Below are 1342 nucleotides of genomic sequence, written 5' to 3' on the forward strand. Positions count from 1 at the left end.
CACCCAGTTCTGGGTCTGGAGCCCCGCAAAGATGTAGTTGCCGAGGCTGGTCTGCCCGATCGGGGTCGAGAGCGTCGCGGTGCCGATCACCCAGACCGCGGCGGTGCGGATGCCCGCCATGATCACCGGCAGCGCCAGCGGCAGCTCGACCAGGACCAGCGACTGCCGTGCGGTCATGCCGACGCCCTCAGCGGCTTCGATCAGCGCCGGGTCGATGCCGTTCAGCCCGGTGATGCCGTTGCGCAGCACCGGCAGCATCGAATACAGCGCCAGCGCCAGCATCGCCGGCAGGAAGCCGAACGCCGAGAAGGAGATTCCGAACCAGGCGAGCGTCAGGGCCGCCGCCGCCAGCAACAACGGATAGAACAGCGCGAGCAGCGCCAGTCCGGGCACGGTCTGCACGATGCTGGCGAGCGCGAGCAGGATGCCGCGCGGCGCCGGGCGGTTGCGCGTCAGGATCGCCAGCGGCAGGCTGACGGCGAGGCCGAGCGCCAGCGCGGCCAAGCTCACCCGCACGTGGTTGCCGAGATAGTCGGGAAGATGCGACAGCGCGTCGCTCCAGCGCGGATCGGAGAAGAGGCTCATGCCGCACCGCTCTGTGACAGCAGCGCGTTCAGCCGTTCGACCTGACGGCGCGGTGTGCGCAGCAGCTCCAGCACATAGGCGTCGGTGCTGTTCGAGAGCTCCGCGGGCGTGCCCTGCGCGAGCAGCTTGCCGCTGTGCATCACCGCGATGCGGTCGGCGAGCAGGATCGCCTCAGTCATGTCATGCGTGATCATGACGGTGGTCAGGCCGAGCTTGCGATGCAGCGAACGATAGTCGTCGCCGAGCGCATCGCGGGTGAGGGGATCGAGGGCGCCGAACGGCTCGTCCATCAGCACGATGCGGGGTTTTGCCGCGAGCGCCCGCGCCACGCCGACGCGCTGGCGCTGGCCGCCGGAGAGCGCCTCGGGCAACCGGTCGCGATGCGCGGCGCGGTCGAGCTGCACGAGCTCCAGCAGCTCGTCGACGCGTGCCGCGATTGCCGCTCCCGGCTCGCCCAGCAGCCTTGGCGTGATCCCGACATTGTCGGCGACGCTCAAGTGCGGGAACAGCCCGCCGCTCTGGAAGACGTAGCCGATCCGGCGCCGCAGCGCGACCGGATCGACGTTTTGCACGTCCTCGCCCTCGACCGTGATGGTGCCGCCATCCGCCTCGATCAGCCGGTTGGCGAGCCGCAGCAGGGTGGTCTTGCCCGAGCCCGAGCCGCCGACGATGGCCACAAACTCGCCCTCGGCGATGTCGAGCGACACATCGTCCACGGCCCTGAGGGAGCCGAAGCTCTTGGTGACGTGTGCATAGC

Annotated in this window: 2 protein-coding genes; both read right to left on the reverse strand. The window is 69.6% G+C overall.

The features are described from left to right. Positions 1 to 585, reverse strand: a 585-nt coding sequence (locus AC1D00_RS41280) for an ABC transporter permease (protein ID WP_477014663.1), incomplete at its 3' end; no start/stop codon positions are given. Beyond that, positions 582 to 1342, reverse strand: a 761-nt coding sequence (locus AC1D00_RS41285; protein WP_477014664.1) for an ATP-binding cassette domain-containing protein, incomplete at its 5' end; no start/stop codon positions are given. The genes AC1D00_RS41280 and AC1D00_RS41285, both read right to left, overlap by 4 nt.

The sequence above is a fragment of the Bradyrhizobium sp. P2_E8 genome (assembly GCF_056403875.1).